General features: G+C 34.8%; 18 protein-coding genes. 3 read left to right on the forward strand and 15 right to left on the reverse strand.

All coding sequences use genetic code 11. The features are described from left to right. Nucleotides 1-474, reverse strand: a complete 474-nt coding sequence (locus Q0893_RS05915) for a nucleoside deaminase (protein WP_298900488.1) — start codon at nt 472-474, stop codon at nt 1-3. Nucleotides 475-513: 39 nt separating this feature from the next. Further along, nucleotides 514-1968: a membrane dipeptidase gene (locus Q0893_RS05920; protein WP_298900486.1), complete on the reverse strand. Its 1455-nt coding sequence runs from the start codon at nt 1966-1968 to the stop codon at nt 514-516. Nucleotides 1969-2076: 108 nt separating this feature from the next. Here Q0893_RS05920 and Q0893_RS05925 point away from each other — a divergent pair, with 108 nt between their 5' ends. Next, on the forward strand, nt 2077-2844 hold the full coding sequence (locus tag Q0893_RS05925) for a zinc-dependent peptidase (protein ID WP_299273317.1): 768 nt from the start codon (nt 2077-2079) through the stop codon (nt 2842-2844). A 3-nt stretch (nt 2845-2847) separates the two neighbouring features. Here the strand turns inward: Q0893_RS05925 and Q0893_RS05930 are convergent, their stop codons facing one another. The 4 genes from Q0893_RS05930 to Q0893_RS05945 all read right to left on the reverse strand — a co-directional run bounded on the left by Q0893_RS05930 (nt 2848) and on the right by Q0893_RS05945 (nt 7143). Further along, nucleotides 2848-5007 carry a molybdopterin cofactor-binding domain-containing protein gene (locus tag Q0893_RS05930; RefSeq protein WP_299273320.1) on the reverse strand — a complete coding sequence of 720 codons (2160 nt, stop codon included), beginning with the start codon at nt 5005-5007 and terminating at the stop codon, nt 2848-2850. An 11-nt stretch (nt 5008-5018) separates the two neighbouring features. Beyond that, a complete protein-coding gene (locus Q0893_RS05935) occupies nt 5019-5480 on the reverse strand; it encodes a (2Fe-2S)-binding protein (protein WP_298900483.1) in 462 nt (153 codons plus the stop codon). 62 nt (nt 5481-5542) lie between these two features. Next, complete coding sequence (locus tag Q0893_RS05940) at nt 5543-6124, reverse strand: nucleotidyltransferase family protein (RefSeq protein WP_299273324.1); 582 nt, start codon at nt 6122-6124, stop codon at nt 5543-5545. Then, nucleotides 6121-7143, reverse strand: coding sequence for an XdhC family protein (locus Q0893_RS05945; RefSeq protein ID WP_299273327.1), 1023 nt, complete (start codon nt 7141-7143; stop codon nt 6121-6123). The genes Q0893_RS05940 and Q0893_RS05945 overlap by 4 nt, the downstream gene beginning before the upstream one ends. A gap of 156 nt (nt 7144-7299) precedes the next feature. Here Q0893_RS05945 and Q0893_RS05950 point away from each other — a divergent pair, with 156 nt between their 5' ends. Then, nucleotides 7300-8550: an alginate export family protein gene (locus tag Q0893_RS05950; protein WP_299273330.1), complete on the forward strand. Its 1251-nt coding sequence runs from the start codon at nt 7300-7302 to the stop codon at nt 8548-8550. A gap of 51 nt (nt 8551-8601) precedes the next feature. Here Q0893_RS05950 and moaA read toward each other — a convergent pair whose 3' ends face one another. From moaA to glp, 9 genes are read right to left on the reverse strand one after another with little or no spacing between them, the layout of a single operon-like run. After that, nucleotides 8602-9600 carry a GTP 3',8-cyclase MoaA gene (gene moaA, locus Q0893_RS05955; protein ID WP_298900478.1) on the reverse strand — a complete coding sequence of 333 codons (999 nt, stop codon included), beginning with the start codon at nt 9598-9600 and terminating at the stop codon, nt 8602-8604. A gap of 11 nt (nt 9601-9611) precedes the next feature. Continuing rightward, complete coding sequence (gene moaCB / locus Q0893_RS05960; protein ID WP_298900477.1) at nt 9612-10523, reverse strand: bifunctional molybdenum cofactor biosynthesis protein MoaC/MoaB; 912 nt, start codon at nt 10521-10523, stop codon at nt 9612-9614. Between the two features lie 4 nt (nt 10524-10527). Then, nucleotides 10528-10974, reverse strand: a complete 447-nt coding sequence (locus Q0893_RS05965; RefSeq protein WP_298900476.1) for a molybdenum cofactor biosynthesis protein MoaE — start codon at nt 10972-10974, stop codon at nt 10528-10530. Beyond that, complete coding sequence (locus tag Q0893_RS05970) at nt 10974-12053, reverse strand: HesA/MoeB/ThiF family protein (RefSeq protein ID WP_299273335.1); 1080 nt, start codon at nt 12051-12053, stop codon at nt 10974-10976. The genes Q0893_RS05965 and Q0893_RS05970 overlap by 1 nt, the downstream gene beginning before the upstream one ends. Before the next feature lie 4 nt (nt 12054-12057). Further along, nucleotides 12058-12291 carry a MoaD/ThiS family protein gene (locus tag Q0893_RS05975; RefSeq protein WP_298900474.1) on the reverse strand — a complete coding sequence of 78 codons (234 nt, stop codon included), beginning with the start codon at nt 12289-12291 and terminating at the stop codon, nt 12058-12060. Then, on the reverse strand, nt 12275-12859 hold the full coding sequence (locus tag Q0893_RS05980) for a molybdenum cofactor guanylyltransferase (protein WP_298900473.1): 585 nt from the start codon (nt 12857-12859) through the stop codon (nt 12275-12277). Before Q0893_RS05980 ends, Q0893_RS05975 begins: the two co-directional genes overlap by 17 nt. Beyond that, a complete protein-coding gene (locus tag Q0893_RS05985) occupies nt 12860-13603 on the reverse strand; it encodes a sulfite exporter TauE/SafE family protein (RefSeq protein WP_298900472.1) in 744 nt (247 codons plus the stop codon). Beyond that, nucleotides 13600-13938, reverse strand: coding sequence for a winged helix-turn-helix domain-containing protein (locus Q0893_RS05990; RefSeq protein WP_298900471.1), 339 nt, complete (start codon nt 13936-13938; stop codon nt 13600-13602). Before Q0893_RS05990 ends, Q0893_RS05985 begins: the two co-directional genes overlap by 4 nt. A gap of 7 nt (nt 13939-13945) precedes the next feature. After that, nucleotides 13946-15133: a gephyrin-like molybdotransferase Glp gene (gene glp, locus Q0893_RS05995; RefSeq protein ID WP_299273342.1), complete on the reverse strand. Its 1188-nt coding sequence runs from the start codon at nt 15131-15133 to the stop codon at nt 13946-13948. Nucleotides 15134-15270: 137 nt separating this feature from the next. Here glp and Q0893_RS06000 point away from each other — a divergent pair, with 137 nt between their 5' ends. Beyond that, nucleotides 15271-15510, forward strand: coding sequence for a hypothetical protein (locus Q0893_RS06000; RefSeq protein ID WP_298900469.1), 240 nt, complete (start codon nt 15271-15273; stop codon nt 15508-15510). The last annotated feature ends 2 nt before the right edge of the window (nt 15511-15512 follow it).

Genomic DNA, 15512 nt, shown 5'->3' on the forward strand with positions numbered 1-15512 from the left:
TTAATATTCGGTTTTGTCTTCTTTTTTAGTCCATTCTTGAAATGGTTCTAAGGCAATCTCGCGAGCCAATTGTTTAAATGGAATGCTTCTTTCAGAATAAGGTAATGGAATTTCCTTATAAATAAAGGCATCATCAAAACCTATGTTTGCGGCATCTATTTGGTTACTTCCATAATATACTTTATCTGGTCGTGCCCAATAGATAGCTCCTAAACACATTGGGCAAGGCTCGCATGAGGTATACACTTCACAGCCTTCTAGTTGAAATGAATCAAGATTTTTACAAGCGTCTCTAATGGCTGTTACTTCGGCGTGAGCAGTTGGGTCATTGGTTGAAGTGACCTTATTGTTGCCTCGCCCAACAATTTTTCCGTCTTTAACAATGACGCATCCAAATGGACCTCCTTCGTTGTTATTCATTCCTTTTAAGGCAGCATTTACTGCTTCTTTCATGAATTTTTCTTTATCTGTCATATATGTCGTTTTCTGTTTTTCTTCGGAAGAATTGAAACTCTAATTAAAGTGTTGTTTCAAAAATTCGTTAGCATTTATAAATAGCACACGATCGATGATTTCATTAGCCGAAATTTGATTTCGAGCTTGCAGTTTTGAAGCATTTGCATTGAGATAATCTTGTGCTTTTTCAATAAGATAGGGTTTAATATCTTTTATGTTTTCGGCAGTCCATAGTCCTTTTATCGGGTTTACAATACCATCAAAATCTGATCCTATTGCTACTGTTTCCCAACAAAATAAACCATTTTTATCTAAAAGCTCTGCAATATGCTGGAGTTGTCTCCAGATTAATTCGGATTTGTTTCTGTAACGTCTTTTTTTACTTGGCCAATAAATTCTCGAACTTCTAATTGCTTTTTTACTAGCAACGCGACGTTCATCTAACTGCAATCCAAAAATACCTTTTGATTTTGCAATACGCAAGATTTCTGAATCATAAAAATTAATATCATCTTCTCTAAAGTATCTGCTTAATGACGTATCTGAGGTGTTAGGTTCTGAAATTGAGCGTTTTCCATTGGCAGCACCGTGACTTACAATGATAGGAATGTCTTGATCTGAGTAGGTGGTTTCTAGCAAATTGTAATATGTGCTTCGAGACGCTTTACTCATATGTTTAATGTCTATAAGGATGCGCTTTCCTTCGGAATTGTCAAGCAGTTTATCAATAACTTTTAAACCAAGATCTGTAACATCTGCGTTGAGTCCACGATTTTGGTTTTTCTTTATCAATCCGATATTGATGCTTCTGGCATGGCCGCAAATTTCATTATAAAAATGATGAGCTAAGGTCAAAAAAAATGGTTTATGGTCCCAATTTTTTACGGTGTCGATATTATTTAATACCGTCGCTTCATTAGCGGTGTCTTTATCCTTATCGAGTCCAGTTTCAAAGGCATGACCACCTTCTATTGTAGGCACTAGGCTTATGATTTTTCTGGTATCGGTTGAGGTGTTCTTGTGAGTTGAAATTTCAGTATAATTACTAACCAAACGATACGTATAGGTAACGCCATCTATGACTTGAGCGAAATTATGCCGTTGCATATAATAGTTGTATTCGTCATTTAAATCCTGAAAATAACTGTTATGATTCCTGAGGTTGTCAATACGTTTTTGACTAACACCTGCCGCTAAGTTTACAAGCAAATCTGAGACGAATTTGAAACCTAATATTTTCTCTTTGAGAAAGTGTTTTTCAAATGGATATAATGAAATAACCATAATATCGCATTTAGATTTAGCAATTGCTGTAACATCGGTTTGCGTGAATTTAGTAAGTGTTAATATTTTATTGACTTGGCGCTCGAGGAAATTTGGCGGGCTATAATGCCAAATAGAGTTTTTACGACCACTGTGTTGGGCGTTTTGTTTTGTTGGGTTGTACTTAAAACTCTTTCCAAAAGGTTTTAATGAGGGATGACAGTGTAAATCTATATATGACATGCTCATTTTGAATTGGTTATATACTGAAAAGATATAGATTTTTTATCAGATTTTAGATGAATTCTCTTCAAAATGATTAGTTTAGAATCCTAAATTAAATTTCAATCTACTTGTATGCTCTATTTTATAATCTTTATAGCTCTTTTAGTTTTTGTTGGATATGTATTTTACAAAATGAATTCTAAAAAGGCAGAGCGGTTTCCATCACATTGGCATTCCATTTTATTAGAGGAAGTAAAATTTTATAAAAACCTTGATCTAAAGGAACAGCGACGTTTTCAAGATAGAATGATGCAGTTTTTAAGCGAGGTTTATATTGATAGTGTTGATGTTGAACTTGTGGAGTTAGATAAGATTTTAATCGCCGCAAGTGCAGTAATTCCAGTGTTTGCGTTTAAAGAATGGTATTATCCTACTGTGAGTGGCATTATTCTATATCCTGATAATTTTAATGAGGATTTTGAATTTTCTCATAAGAGCAAATCAAGGCGAATTGCTGGTGTTGTTGGAACTGGGCGTTTGGAAGGTAAAATGATTCTTTCTAAAAAAGCCTTATACCATGGATTTAAAAATTCGAATGATAAGCGCAATACTGCTATTCATGAGTTTGTACATCTCATTGATAAAATGGATGATAAAATTGATGGCGTCCCAGAGATATTATTGGAAAACAGTTATGCGATTCCATGGTTGAAATTGGTACATGATGAAATGGAGGCCATTAATAAGGACAAATCTGATATTAGAGCATATGGAGGTACCAAGCAATCCGAATTTTTTGCTGTTGCTTCAGAGTATTTTTTTGAAAACCCAAAACTTATGAAACGCAAGCATCCAGAATTATATAAGATGATGGCTTCATGTTTTCGTGTTAAGGTGTAATGTTTATGCTTTCAAATTGGCTTCATGTTTTCTTAATACACTTATAAAAGGTTGTTTTAAGAGCAATTGTCCTGTAGCTGCTTTTATAGCATTGGCTAAAGCTCCACCAGCTGGAGGAAGTCCAGGTTCACCTAATCCTGTTGGTGATAAATTGTTTTCCACAAAATAGGTGTGTACAATTGGCGTTTCTTTCATTCTAATTAAGCGATATGTATTAAAGTTTACATCTTGTGGTTTTCCATTTTCAAAAGAAAAATCACCATACATAGCATGTCCAATACCATCAATAACACCTCCTTCAACTTGGTTTTTAGCGCCTGTAGGATTTACTACGATACCACAATCGACGGCTACAGTAACTTTTTCTACTGAAGGATATCCATTTTTCAAGCTAATATCTACAACTTCCGCTACATGTGTATTATGGCTGTAATATGCTGCAAACCCTTGATAAACACCTTCTCTAGTTTTTCCCCAGTTACTTTTCTCTGCGGCAAGTTTAATAGTGTCTGTCATACGTTTTGCCGAATATTGAATGTTAGGATCTTCTCCGTCTTTTACGTTTTTAAGTAAATCTAAACGTAATTGTACTGGATCTGTTTCCAGAAGTTCGGCAAGCTCATCAAAGAAACTCTGCTCTGCATAAGCAAGGAAGTTAGTATAAGGAGCTCTCCATGCTCCTGTGGTTATATTACTTCGATAATTACCTGTTTCAACTTTATAGTTTTCAATAGCACCAGCAGGGAAAAAGTGTGGAATTAACCCATACATATTGCTGTTGATTGCAGCCTCTTTCAAATGATAGCCAGTTACTTTTCCATCTTTAAGTGATGCAGAAATTCTATACTTTATTGCTGGTCGATAAATACCAGCAGCCATATCATCTTCTCTAGAAAAAATTACTTTTACAGGCTTTTTTGTAAGATTGGAAATTTCAGCAGCTTCTAAAGCAAAATCACCATAAAGACGACGACCAAATCCGCCTCCCATTCGTGTCATTTCTAGATGAATGTCTTTCTCTTCTCGACCTATTAAATTGGCTATTCGTCTCGCAGTCCCAGCAGGAGTTTGAATTGGTCCTACCAAATGCACTTTGTCGTTAGAAACGTTAGCATAGAAATTCATGGGTTCCATACAATTGTGAGGTAAAAAGGGAGATTCATAAGTGCGTTCTAATATCTTATCTGCTTCTGCAAATGCCTTTTTTACATTCCCGTCTTCACGGCGTACATCCAAATCTTTTCCGTTAAGAATAGCGTTTAATTTAGTATCATGATCTGAAGTGCTTTCTAAAGTTTCATCAGTTGTCCATTGTACATCCAGTGCTTTTTTCCCTTTCATGGCAGCCCAAGTGTTTGATGCAAGAACAGCAATCTTATCGCCAAACTTTACGACGTCTAAAACACCATTAACTGCTTTGGTTTTAGTATCGTCATAAGAACCTATCTTTTGTCCAAAGGCAGGAGGTCGACATACAGAGACATAAGCCATATCGTTTGCTGTATAATCTAAACCAAAAAGAGGCGCTCCTGATATTATTTTATCAATATCAACGTTGGTAGCATCCTTTCCTATAATCTTATAATCTTTTTTATCTTTTAATGATACATTCTCTGGAATTTCGAGTTGAGCAGCGTCATTAACAACATCTCCATATCCCAAAGTTTCCCCTGTTGGACTAGTAATTACACCATTTGATGCAGAACAAGAAGAAGCGTCAATTCCCCATTTTGCTGCAGCAGCATTCACAAGCATTTGTTTGGCTGTAGCTCCCGTTTCACGTAGAGCATCCCATCCAAATCTAATAGATTGACTACCTCCTGCAACTTGTCTCGTAAAGTTGTTTGTGTCCAAAGCCCCTTGTTCAACAGAAACATGTTCCCATGGTACGTCTAGTTCTTCTGCGATAATCATAGGCATGGACGTTTTTACACCTTGTCCGATTTCAGGATTCGGAGAAAAAATGGTGACATAACCATTATCTGCAATTTTAATAAAAGCATTAAAGTCGTTAAAGTTAAGCTGAGCAATATCAACTGGAGGAGCTGTAGCTTCTTTACAAGAAGTAAAGAAATTGAATCCAATTAAAATTCCGCCACTAGCTAATGCAGAAGTACGAATGAAATTTCGTCTGCTAAATGTAATTTTGTTTTGATTCTTCATGATTATTTAGCTTAAGACATTTTTTTTGCAGCCAGAGCAACTGCTTTTTCTATTCGATTATAACTAGCACATCGACATAGATTACCATTCATAGCATTTCTAATGTCGTCATTATTAGGGTTTGGGTTTTGTTTTAAAAAGGAAGATGCAGTCATCATTTGACCTGCTTGACAATAACCACATTGAGGGACGTCAAGTTCTTTCCAAGCGTCTTGCACAGGATGCAGTTTGTCGCTTGCTAGACCCTCAATGGTTGTGATGTTGGAGCCTTCTAAACTAGATATAGGAACAGAACAACTCCTTATAGCAACGCCATCCAAATGCACAGTACATGCTCCACATTGACCAATTCCGCAACCATATTTGGTGCCTACTAAATTGAGTTCATCACGAAGCACCCATAGTAATGGAGTGTCATCATCAACGTTTATGTTAACCGATTTTCCGTTAACCTTTAAATTATAACTTGCCATAGAACTTGATATTTAGCTAAAGTTAAAAAATATTTACTTGAATATTGTCGTCTATTAATTTTTTATAATGATTTTAAGAAATTAAGGTAGTCTTCTTTGGTGTCTATATCTAGTAGTGCATTGCATTTAACTTTAATAATCTCATTACTATTATGGTTTAAGACTTTTTTTGCGCCATTGTCTCCTTTAAGCTCTATAAGTTGCTTAAAAAATTTCTTCGGAAATATAGCAGGAACACCAATGGCGTTTCCATAATCTGAAGCTAAAATTTTAGTAGGGTTTTTAATATATCCTTGTATTAAAATATTGAGGTATTTAGAATCAATTAGAGGTTGATCTGCTAACATGATTAAAACAGCGTCAAAGTTCAAGTGGTTAATGTGATGTATTCCAGCTCTAATGCTTGAACTCAGTCCATCCATGAAATTATCATTTATAATGACCTCAATTTGTTGCATTGGGATGGACGCTTTTATATCGTTGGCATGTGCTCCAAGTATGCAATATATTTTATTTGCATTAGATTGTATGGCGCAATCAATGGAGTGTCCAAGAAGTGTTGTGCTACCAACAGGAAGTAACTGTTTTGCGGTACCCATTCGACGAGAATTACCAGCAGCTAGCAACAGAATAGCTACATTCATTTTTGCTTTTGAGTTTTATTAGCAAAAACGCTTAAAGACATGACTTCTGTTCTTCGGACAATAGCTAAAATTTCAGCTACAATAGACAATGCAATTTCTTCGGGAGTAATGGCACCTATATGTAAACCTGCCGGACTGTGAATCGTTTCTAAAAATTCTTCTGATAATTCTGAAACATAATTGAGAAGTTCATTTTGAAGTTGATTACGACGTTTAGACGACCCAATGATACCAATATATTTTGGTTGTAAAGGTTCTAGTTTGATAAGATATTTTAAATCAAGAACGTAATTATGAGTCATTAATACCACAACCGTTTCATTATCAATTTTTAAATCGACAATTTCAGGAGTTTGGGCAGTGACTGATTTGGCACCAGGGAAATCTGAGAGCGATTTAGGGTCTTTGATAGAGGTTATAATATCAATTTCCCATCCCAATGAATTGGCTATCGTGCAGAGTTTTACTGCGTCGTGCTCACCACCAATAATGAGTAATCTTAGACTAGGCTTTAGTTCTTGAGAAAACACTTGTATTGTTTTTGAATCTTGAGATTTGAACGTTTCTCTAAACATGAATTTAGAGTTGTCATTAAATTGTATAATGGTTCCAAAGTCACCAAAGACGTCATCCTCTTTTTTAAAATAGGAGTCAATTTTAAACGTATTTCGATACTCTAATTGGGTTTGAAATGCTTTAAAGAAACTATCAGTAATATAGAAGGGTTCAATTAGGATGTAAAGTAAACCTTCACAACCTAATCGGTAACGTCCATCGTAGGTCATGATTTTTGGCTTGTCATCTCTAAAAACAGATTGAGCTCGCCTTTTAACTTCATTTTCAACACAACCTCCGCTTACTGCTCCAACCATGCTTCCGTTCTCTGAAATGAGCATTCTTACTCCGGGTTTTCTGTAGGATGAGCCTTCAAGAAAGACAACAGTGGCTAGTACGTTTTTTAGCCCATTCTGTTGGTTGACTTTTGCTTTATAGACAATGTTTTTAAATTCGTGAGTCATGGAAGTTATAGCATAATATTTACTAAAATACTGTTTTATTCTATACATTCAATTCAAAAAATCTTTCGATAAGATGACTTAAATCATGTTTAAACAAGTATTATGAGTTTATTTTTGTAGTGCAAAGCACTTTATTATAGAATTAAACCAAAAGATATGATGAAATTACAAAAGATTTTCGTGGTTGTTTTTTTATTAGCAACTATAACTACATATGCACAATTGAAAATTGATGCCGAGATTAGACCTCGATTTGAATACAGACATGGTTTTAAAACACTGTTTCCCGATGATGCAGACCCTGCTGCTTTTGTATCACAACGAACGCGATTGAATGCGGCTTATGTCATGGAAAAATTAGATATTTATTTAAGCATGCAAGATGTTAGAGTATGGGGTGATGTACCTCAATTAAACAGTGCAGATAGAAATGGATTTTCTGTGCATGAAGCTTGGGCCAGAATTGCCTTAGATACAAGTTGGGCTTTAAAACTTGGACGACAAGAAATTATATATGATGACAGTCGGATTTTTGGAAACGTAGAATGGGCGCAACAAGCTAGAAGTCATGATGCTGCCCTGGTTCAGTATCAAAAAGATAGGTTTAAAATGAATTTCGGTTTTGCCTTCAATCAAGATGGAGAAGCATTAACAGGAACGACTTTAAATACTAATACGTATAAAGCGTTTCAGTATGCATGGTTGCATAAAGATTGGGATCGTGTTTCTGGAAGCTTATTGCTTTTAAATAATGGGTTGCAATATATTGATGATATGAATTCAGACGATAATGAAACGCGCTATAGCCAAACCATAGGAACGCATATAAGGACAAAGGGAAAAATTGGTTTAGTTGCAAATTTATTTTATCAGTTTGGTAAAGATATGTTTGATAACGATTTGAGTGCATACCTCTTGGCATTAGAAGCCAATTATAAGGCTTCTGATAGAATTGGACTAACACTTGGAGGTGAGTTAATTAGTGGGAATGATAATGGTACACCTACTAATGGTGATAACAATGCCTTTAATCCGTTTTATGGAACCAATCATAAATTTAATGGCCTCATGGATTATTTCTATGTTGGTAATCACCAAAACAATGTAGGGCTACTAGATATATATGCAGCTGCTAATTTCAAACTTAATTCGAAATCTAACCTAAGGGTAGCACTTCATAATTTTTCTGCTGCTGCCGATTATAGTGAGAAACAATTTGGGAATGAGATAGATTTGGTCTACTCATGTAAGATTCAAAAATTTGTGACTTTAAAGGCTGGTTATTCTCACTTATTTGAGTCTGAAGGTATGGAAATCCTAAAAGGAAATACCGATGGAAATACTAATAATTGGGGTTGGGTGATGGTTGTGATTAAACCAACACTTTTTTCGAGCGCCAACAATTAGTGAACCGTTAGATTGAAAGGTTTGCTCCTAAATTTAGAAGCATGAATGCTATTATCCACCAATAGTAATCATGCTTCTGTTATTTGAATGCAGATCTGGTGTTTTTAATTTTTCTAGAGTATCCATTCCACCTCTCATTTTTGCCTTTAGACGTATGGCTTTTTTAATAACAGGATCTATAGATTCCCCTTGCCTTAAAGTGGTGAGAAGGTCTGATTCTTTAGAAGAAAATAGACAGTTTTTTAGATGACCATTTGCCGTTAACCTCAATCGATTACATGAATCACAAAACGGATTGGTAACTGAGCTTATAATTGCAAATGACCCTTTATAACCTTCTATCCTATAATTTTTTGACGTGTCGTTTTGAGCGTCTTCTAACCTCACAAGTTTTTCCTTTGAGAATTGTTTAGTGGTGATGTCTAGAATGGTTTTTAACGAGACCATTTTTTTAATATCCCATCTATTACCATCAAAAGGCATAAACTCAATGAACCGCACAGTAACAGATAGGGTTTTAGTAAGGTTTATAAAATCGACAATTTCGTTATCATTAAACCCCTTGATCAAAACCGCATTAATTTTAACTTTAAATCCTTCAGCAATAAGAAGTAAAATATTATTGTAAACTTTTTCAAAATAATTACGCCGAGTTATATCCTTAAATTTTTCGGCATTTAAAGAATCCAAACTTACATTAATAGTTTTAACATTACAGGCTTTTAAAGTATCGATATAACGTTCAACATTTACGGCATTTGTGGTAATAGCTAGCTCCACTGGAAGGGAAGCAAGTTTTTCTAAAATAATGTGCGCATCTTTTCTAATCAAAGGCTCGCCTCCTGTAAGTCTTATTTTTGTTACACCATGATCAACAAAGGATTTGGCAATGGCATATATTTCATCAAATGTCATAATGTGAGATTTAGGCGACAATTGGATGCCTTCGGAAGGCATACAATAGGTGCATCGTAAATTACAACGTTCGGTTAAAGAAATGCGAAGGTAGGTATGTTTTCGGTTATATGTATCTGTTAAAATATGACTCACTGTGCTTAAATTTAATCGTGACGTGCTCCTTTAAATATTCTGAAAATGTGCAAAAGTGATGGAAAAATAGCATCCATTGATTCTTTTGCGCCATTAGTAGAACCTGGCAAAGCTAATACTAAACTGTTTTTATAAGTTCCTGCAATGCTTCTAGATAACATAGCATAAGGAGTTCGTTCTTGTCCGTAACTACGTATGGCTTCTTCTATACCAGGAATAGTTCTATCTAAGAGTGGTTTTAATGCTTCAGGAGTAACATCTCGTTTTGATAATCCAGTGCCACCAGTGAAAATAATCAAATCCACATTTTGTTCTTGATAAGCTCTTACTTTTTGCTGAATTCTGTCTACTTCATCTGGAATAATAGCATAATCTGAAATATCTACATCGCTAGCTTTAAGTTTTTTAATGATAGCTTTTCCTGCTTTATCTTCTTTTTGTCCTGCGGAAATCGTATCAGAACATACTACTACGGCAGCAGTAATATCTTTTCTAAACTTATCTTTAAAATCGGACTTGCCACCTTTTTTGTGTAGTAGTTTAATATGATGGATTTCAACACCTTTATCAATAGGTTTTAACATATCATACATGTTGAGAGCTACTATACTGGCGCCATGCATGGCTTCAACTTCAACTCCAGTTTTATAGATGGTTTTAATAGTGCAAAGAATCTTGATCTCAAGTCCGTTGATTTCGTACTCAATTCCTGTAAATTCTATAGGTAAAGGATGACAGTCTGGAAGTAAGTCTGGCGTTTTTTTTACACCTAATAATCCGGCTGCTCTACTCATAGCAAAAACATCTCCTTTCGGAACTGTCTTATGCTCTATGGCATTGATAGTGTCTAGTGTACTTACTTTTACAATGGCTTGTGCCGTCGCAATTCTTAAGGTATTAATTTTATGTGTTATGTCTACCATTATATTAACTATTAACTTTCCATTGGTGGCTTTGGTCTTCAAAAATTTCTTTACCAAAAATGGGTACTTGTTCTTTTATTGTATTCACTAAGTATTCTATAGCATTAAAAACGTCTACACGTCTCGGAGAAGACACAAATACAAAGAGGCAAATTTCACCAGCTTTTACAGTGCCTAAACTGTGGTAAATGTGCATACAAGTAAGATTGAATTTTTTGAAAGTCGCCTCTCTAATATCATGAAATTTTGAATTTGCCATGTCTTCGTATGCTGTGTACTCTATGGCTTTTACAGTTTTGCCTTCTATTTGATCTGCTCTAACTTGGCCTAGAAATATGTCATGAGCACCAATAGTTGTTTTCGACTGATGTTTCGCAATAGAATTCCCGATAAATTCGGCTGAAATAGCACCTTCTATAAAAACAGGTTTAGGTTTACGTTCTTTAGTCATTATGCATTTATTTTAAAATAGTTTTGAATGGCTTCTATTCCATTTTCTAAACTATAACAGTTAGTAAAATTATGTTTAAGCATTATTGATGCTGCTGTTGTACTTCTTATTCCAGATTGGCAAAAAAGTATAATTGTTTTTGTTTTATCGATACTAGAAAGTTCATTTTCTAAAAGGCTTAGAGGAATGTTAGTATGCACCAAATGCTCTGCTTTTGGAAGTTCATGAGATTCACGAACATCAATGAATAGCGAGTTTTTCTTTTTAATAGCATCTTCAATAGTGGTTTTAGCAACTATGGTATCACAAATTTGATCAATGCTTTGATTTTGAAAATTGGTTTTTATCTTTTCTATATCTTTGAGTTTGGTGTTAGATTGTTTTTCAATGGAAATTGTAAATGACTTTGTCGTTTTTGAATTATAACAAAATAACTTACCCGATAATACATTTTTAAAACCAAGAATAATCTTAAGAACTTCATTGGCTTGCATAGATCCAATAATTCCGGGTAGTACACCTAGAACACCAACTTCTGCACAGTTTGGGATGTCATTTTTACTAGGAGGGTTTGGAAATAAACATCTATAATTTGGCCCATTCTTGTAATTAAAAACAGAAACCTGTCCTTCAAACTTATAAATTGCACCATAAACAACTGGTTTATTGGTTATGACCGCTGCGTCATTTATCAAATAACGAGTGGCAAAATTATCTGTGCCATCCACGATGATATCATAATTTAAAAAATGTGATATCGCATTTTTATGAGTGAGCATTTCTACAAAGGCTTCAATAATTATTGTATCGTTGAGGTCTAAAAGGCGTTGTTTGGCAACAATAGCCTTAGATTGCCCTAAATTAGAAGTGCCATAAAGAATTTGACGCTGTAAATTGGATTCTTCAACAACATCATGATCTATGATACCTATTGTGCCTACTCCAGCAGCAGCAAGGTATTGAAGAACAGGACAGCCTAAACCGCCAGCACCAACGATCAGAACTTTAGCTTGGTTTAGTTTTTTCTGACCATGTGCGCCAATTTCCTCTAAAATTATATGTCTACTATATCTGTTCATAGTTTTATCCTCCTGCAAATGGAGGTAATAGTACGATTTCCGCGTTTGAAATTATAGAATCATTCGAAATAAATGTTTGGTTTTGAGCTATTTGAAATTCTTTTTCTTCAAGAATCGGATGTTTTTCAAAAAGCACTTTAAGTAAGTCTGCAGCAGTACCTTTTGAAAACGATAATGTTTCCTCCTCGCATTGCGTGATTTCGGCTAACATACCAAAATATTTAATTTTTAAAGTCATGACTTAACTGATTTAATTGGTCTTTTGTGTTTATGTTTAAGGTGTATTTTTCTAAGTAGCTTTCAAGGGTAATCGTTTTAGTTTTTTGTTGGTTTACAAAAAATTGTAAACGACGTTCTCCGCGTTTTAAAGCCTCTAAACTGGGCGCCATACATCGTTTTTTATATACAGCTAACAGCGGATTAGTTCTACCGTTTATTGAAAATTGAACGATATCATTTTTAATGGAGATTTCATTTATTAATCGAGTTAATAACACTGGATTTATTAATGGAATGTCGCAACTTAAAACGATATTGTTTTCGGTTTTAGAGTGTGACAACCCAGAATATAAGCCTGCTAATGGCCCCGCATTTTCAATAATATCATGAACACGCTTTAAATTAAATTGATCATAGCTTTTGTTGCTACTTACAATAATAATGTCTTTCAATACAGATTGTAGTGCTTCGATGATATGAACAATAAAAGGCTTGTTCTTATAAAGTGCTAGACCTTTTTCAAACCCCATTCGAGAACTTTTGCCTCCAGCTAAAATTATTCCAGTTATTTGAGTTTCAGTTGTCATCTATATAATTATTAATTTAACTGAGGCAACAATTAATACTGTGGCCAATAAATACCGCAAAAGTTTATTATTAAATTGGCGACTGCCAAAATAGCTGCCGAAAAAACCACCAACAATGGCAATACCAACAAGTATAAATGATTGACTATCTAAGTTGAGACCGTTACTAAATTGACCAGCAAGTCCTGCGGCTGAATTAACCCAAATAAACAATGCCGATACTGCTGCGGCTTCTTTCATTTTTCCCCAATGTAATAATAGAATTATAGGACTGAGAATAATGCCACCACCAATTCCGATAAGTCCTGAAAAAAAACCAATAGCGCCACCAACAATCATTCCTTGCCAAATTTTTACATCTCTTATTTGATCGCTCTTTTGGCCAAAAACATTTAGCATTTTTAAAATGGCAAAGATCAAAAGCCCAGCCAATATCTTTTTGTAAATCGATGCATCTATCTCAATCATTCCACCAAGAAAAGCTAAAGGAATCGAAGTAATAGCGAAAGAAAGAAACAACTTCTTATTGAAAAACCCAGCTTTGTAATAATGATAAAATGCGATTGCAGAAACAAATAAATTGAGTAACAAGGCGGTTGGTTTCATGACCTCTGGCGCAAACGAAAATAATGCCATTAAAGCTAGGTAACCACTTGCGCCTCCATGCCCAACACTTGCATATAAAAAAGCGACTATAGGCAGAATAATTAAAAATAAAATATGGTATGAAGTGTCTATGGTCATATATTATTTATTTGGTCTAACTGTTTATCTAAGTAGGTCCAACATCCTTTATTGATAGTTTCAAAAGCAGAAATTAATGATTTCCCATATGGTGTTAGTGTTGCGCCTCCACCATTTTTTCCACCAACGCTAGTAATAACAACTGGTTTTTTTGCAGATTTGTTAACAGCGTCCAAAAGCGTCCATGCCTTTTTGTAAGACATGCCAATGCTTTTGGCTGCCTTGGATAGTGAACCTTTGGTATCTATAGCTTTTAGCAAACGAACTCTGCCCTCACCAAGGAAAACATTGTCGTCTGTTTCAATCCAAATTCTGCTTTTTATTTTGTAATTCATAACATTGTTAATTAGGTAACATAATAACGTCTACAACGTCGCCAATAGCTATTCGCATGGTGTCTGCTGGTAAAAAAACCAATCCATTTGCTATGGCAAAGGATTGGAGCATGGCCGAACTTTGGCCATCTAATACAGTCACAGAATCACCTTTTACTATAGCTTTTAAAAACTGTGCCCTATCTCCTTTTTTTGAAAAAGCGGATAAAGATTTTTTTTGCGTTTTAGGTAAGGTATAGTCCGTATTTCCACTTAAAATTTGTAAGGTTGTATGGACGTAAATGTAAAAACAGTTTAAAGCTGCAGCAGGATTTCCAGGTAAAGCAAATATGGCGGTTTCGTTCTTTTTACCAAAAAAAAGTGGCTTTCCTGGTTTTTGCTTTACTTTATAAAAAACCTCTGTAACATCTAAGGCCTTTAGTGCCTTTCCAACGAAATCATAGTCGCCAACAGAAATACCTCCTGTAATTAGAACAACATCATGTTTCGAGATAGCATTTTTCAGTAATGTGCAGGTAGTTTCATAATTGTCTCCAACGTTATATAAACTCTGATTGGAAAATCCGAGTTGTTGCAACGCCGAGGACAACATAACAGAATTACTCTCATAAATTTGACCATACTGTAAATCGGTTCCAATAGATACAAGCTCATTACCAGTAGTGACTATTGCAATTGATGGTCTCTTGTAAACAAAAACTTCTACAATTCCAAGCGATGCTAGAAAACCAACAGATGCAGGTGTTAACTTAATACCTTTTTTTAATGCAATTGTACCTTGTTTTACTTGTTCTCCTGAAGGTCGAATATTTGTGCCTTTTTCAGTAAAGTTATCAATAGTAATTTGACCATCTAATCGCGTCACTTTTTCCTGCATTACAACAGCATTAGCAGTATCAGGAACAGGAGCGCCCGTAAAAATTCGTACAGCTTCTCCAGCTTTTAAAACAGGGTGATAATTGTCACCTGCTTTAACCTCTCCAGTCAGTTTATAAGATTTAGAACTATGAATATTTATAGCATAACCATCCATGGCAGACTGCCTAAAAGGAGGCATGTTAATTGGAGAAATAACATCTTTTGCTAAAATATAGGAAACGCTTTGTTCTAAGCGTAACTTATGTTCTATTAAAGGTTCAATAGTTTCTGTTATTTTCTGATATGCTTCCTTAGTACTAATCAAAGAGGTGTTCATTTTTTGCCACAACATTTACAATGGCGTTGTTTCCATACAAATATAACGCTTTATTAAAACTTTATAACATGATAAATGTCATGTAAAACGTATTTAAAAATTCAGTAATTTGTTAAGAGATATTAAATATGGAAGTTATGCCTATAAAAAGTTATTTAGCGCATCCGCATAAAGATAAAAAGGAAGAATTAATTAGTGCTATTTCGCAACTCAAACAGTGTGAGGTTGTTCCAGCAGAAAACAGAGATATTTTGGTTGTTGTTACAGAGACCAATTCAAAAGAGGAAGAAGACGATTTAAGACTTAAACTTGAAACCATTAGCAGTTTGAAATTGCTCGCTATGGTTTCGGGATTTGACACACCACAAAAAAATTAGGA

Source organism: uncultured Psychroserpens sp. (genome assembly GCF_947494225.1).
Lineage (GTDB): Bacteria > Bacteroidota > Bacteroidia > Flavobacteriales > Flavobacteriaceae > Psychroserpens.

Coding starts and splice junctions, on each gene's coding strand:
- Q0893_RS05915 (WP_298900488.1), bottom strand. CDS start 474: ATGACAGATAAAGAAAAATTCATGAAAGAAGCAGTAAATGCTGCCTTA.
- Q0893_RS05920 (WP_298900486.1), bottom strand. CDS start 1,968: ATGAGCATGTCATATATAGATTTACACTGTCATCCCTCATTAAAACCT.
- Q0893_RS05925 (WP_299273317.1), top strand. CDS start 2,077: ATGCTCTATTTTATAATCTTTATAGCTCTTTTAGTTTTTGTTGGATAT.
- Q0893_RS05930 (WP_299273320.1), bottom strand. CDS start 5,007: ATGAAGAATCAAAACAAAATTACATTTAGCAGACGAAATTTCATTCGT.
- Q0893_RS05935 (WP_298900483.1), bottom strand. CDS start 5,480: ATGGCAAGTTATAATTTAAAGGTTAACGGAAAATCGGTTAACATAAAC.
- Q0893_RS05940 (WP_299273324.1), bottom strand. CDS start 6,124: ATGAATGTAGCTATTCTGTTGCTAGCTGCTGGTAATTCTCGTCGAATG.
- Q0893_RS05945 (WP_299273327.1), bottom strand. CDS start 7,143: ATGACTCACGAATTTAAAAACATTGTCTATAAAGCAAAAGTCAACCAA.
- Q0893_RS05950 (WP_299273330.1), top strand. CDS start 7,300: ATGATGAAATTACAAAAGATTTTCGTGGTTGTTTTTTTATTAGCAACT.
- moaCB (WP_298900477.1), bottom strand. CDS start 10,523: ATGGTAGACATAACACATAAAATTAATACCTTAAGAATTGCGACGGCA.
- Q0893_RS05965 (WP_298900476.1), bottom strand. CDS start 10,974: ATGACTAAAGAACGTAAACCTAAACCTGTTTTTATAGAAGGTGCTATT.
- Q0893_RS05970 (WP_299273335.1), bottom strand. CDS start 12,053: ATGAACAGATATAGTAGACATATAATTTTAGAGGAAATTGGCGCACAT.
- Q0893_RS05975 (WP_298900474.1), bottom strand. CDS start 12,291: ATGACTTTAAAAATTAAATATTTTGGTATGTTAGCCGAAATCACGCAA.
- Q0893_RS05980 (WP_298900473.1), bottom strand. CDS start 12,859: ATGACAACTGAAACTCAAATAACTGGAATAATTTTAGCTGGAGGCAAA.
- Q0893_RS05985 (WP_298900472.1), bottom strand. CDS start 13,603: ATGACCATAGACACTTCATACCATATTTTATTTTTAATTATTCTGCCT.
- Q0893_RS05990 (WP_298900471.1), bottom strand. CDS start 13,938: ATGAATTACAAAATAAAAAGCAGAATTTGGATTGAAACAGACGACAAT.
- glp (WP_299273342.1), bottom strand. CDS start 15,133: ATGAACACCTCTTTGATTAGTACTAAGGAAGCATATCAGAAAATAACA.
- Q0893_RS06000 (WP_298900469.1), top strand. CDS start 15,271: ATGCCTATAAAAAGTTATTTAGCGCATCCGCATAAAGATAAAAAGGAA.